2 protein-coding genes and 1 pseudogene are annotated in these 2165 nt (G+C 54.6%); all 3 read right to left on the reverse strand.

The window, feature by feature from the left end:
* Positions 1-1199, reverse strand: a 1199-nt coding sequence (locus AC2VNM_RS05120; RefSeq protein ID WP_486912984.1) for a chloride channel protein, incomplete at its 3' end; no start/stop codon positions are given.
* Positions 1200-1222: 23 nt separating this feature from the next.
* Positions 1223-1612: a hypothetical protein gene (locus AC2VNM_RS05125; RefSeq protein WP_483166231.1), complete on the reverse strand. Its 390-nt coding sequence runs from the start codon at positions 1610-1612 to the stop codon at positions 1223-1225.
* A gap of 141 nt (positions 1613-1753) precedes the next feature.
* Positions 1754-2165: pseudogene (locus AC2VNM_RS05130) on the reverse strand (DUF3417 domain-containing protein); the annotation flags it as partial.

Below are 2165 nucleotides of genomic sequence, written 5' to 3' on the forward strand. Positions count from 1 at the left end.
GTTCCGGCACCAACCATTCCGGCCATTCCGAGGGCGGCAGCGGTCATGACATTGAGATCCAGGGTTGGGTCCAGGTAGTGCCCGATGATGGCGAAGGCCCCGCCCAGAGTCGCACCCATAAACAGCGAGGGCGAAAATATGCCGCCCGACCCTCCTGAGCCCAGCGTCAACGATGTAACCAAGAGTTTTAACAGAGCGAGCAGGATGAGCAGTCCGGGAAAGACCAGTTGCGTATTCAATACCGCCTGGACTGTCGCGTAGCCTACCCCTTCGACATAATAATGCCCATAAAAATGATCCAGCAAAAAGATGATGGCACCAACCACCAACATCCCAGAAAAATGCCGCGAATAGTAATTTCCTGGCAGCGCGTCAAACATATCTTCGAACCAGTAGATGGAGCGCATGAAAAGCCATGCGCCTAGCCCGATCGCAATGCCCAGCAACAAATAGGCGGAAAATGCCTTGGGTGAAGTGTGGGCTGTGGCGGCGATGTGTAGAGCAGGAATGATGAAAGAAGGATGGTATCCCAGGAAGAATCTGCTGATATAGGTTGCCGTGCCGGTGGTGATCATGACCGGTATCAGCGTGCGGGCACTGATTTCCGGCATCATGAGTTCTATGGCAAAAAGGACGCCGCCGATGGGCGTATTGAAGGTAGCTGCAATACCACCGCCGGCCCCAGCGGCGATCAGGGCATAGCGCTGCCATTCTTCCAGGCGCAACCAGCGCGAAAGGTTGGCGGCAAAAGCCGCTCCCATTTGGATGATGGGGCCTTCCCGACCAACGGACCCGCCGGAACCGATGTTCAGCGCTGAAGCAATGGCTTTAACGATGACGACTTGAGGGCGCATGAAGCCCCGCTGATAGTAAATCGCATCCATGACCTCCGGTACCCCATGCCCTCTGGCTTCCGGAGCAAAATTCTGCACCATCCAGGCAACACCTAGACTGCCGATGGCCGGAGCAAGCAGTATCCAGATGCCCCATGGGCTCGTAGCGGTAAACTGCAGTGTGTCGTAGGCGAAAGAAAAATGCCCGAAGAAAAAAAGATTATGAAAGAAGGCAATTAGTTTACGGAAAAGTACCGCACCCAGCCCGGCTACCACGCCGACGAAAAACGCAATGATAAAATGTACAGGCGCACTGCCACCGATAATCTGCGACCAGAGTTCCTGCAGGGAACGTGAGGGTCTCAATGACTTCTGGACTGGAGATTGGTCTAATAAACCCATAGAGCGTCTCGATTGCAAAGGAGGCAGAGAGTTCCTCGCCAACGACAGGCCAAGTCAGCTCCGGCACCCAGTACCGCGTCGTCGAGACGAAATTCCTTCGCGGTACCGGAGAGCTTCGCAGCGAAGCCCCCGAGCACGGCAGCATCCACAGACAGGCAGCCTGCCGGTCCATCACAACTCGGCATGGCCAGATAGATACGCGTAGTGCCCGTCGTTGCCGCATCCTTTATCCCTTTGCCCGCGTAGCGAACGGATAGACAAGTGTGTCGTCGATCGTCCACGGGAAAGGTCGTCTTGAAACTGCCCCGATCATGGGCCGAGGCCATGCCGCCGCCGTGACTGATGGCTTGGTCGAGCTCCCCTGGCACGGGCGTCATGTTGTCACCGCTTGGATACCTAAACTCCGCGTATAAAGACCAACATTTTTCATGATACTCCAGTTTCTACGCTAACGTCCAAGTTATTCGAAGAAAGTCCTTGCTTACAGACATCTGTGAGATATTGGAAATCATGGTGAGTTATCGATACCAGAGGATGGCGTTGTTCTCCAGGGGAACAAGGCATGAGGGGTGCGCCGGAATGATGCGAGGTGTATAGTCCGACGACGGTCTATCTGTGGCTACCTTGCACTGGTATAGAAAGCTATTGGTGGATCCGCTTAATGCTTCGCACCGATCCATGGGCAAAATTTCCGGGGTAGAATTCGCTATTCCATTAGCGAATAACTGCACTTGCACCATTTCTGGAGAAATCTCGCCCAAGTATATGTGTATCTGGAACTGGTACTCTTCGCCGGTTTCCGTAACATGCAGCTCACCAAAGCGGAGGCCATACCAGTGAGCCTTCAGATGGCTCTGCCAAGCGCAGATACTCCGCAATTGTTCCAGTGAGGAGCGTTCGCGCAGCCGCTTGGCGGCGGGCAGATAGAGG

It is taken from the genome of Acidithiobacillus sp. TH-A67 (assembly GCF_057473545.1).

Bases quoted from the DNA above. Each gene is read 5' to 3' on its own strand.
- AC2VNM_RS05125 (WP_483166231.1), bottom strand. From the start codon at position 1,612: ATGACGCCCGTGCCAGGGGAGCTCGACCAAGCCATCAGTCACGGCGGC.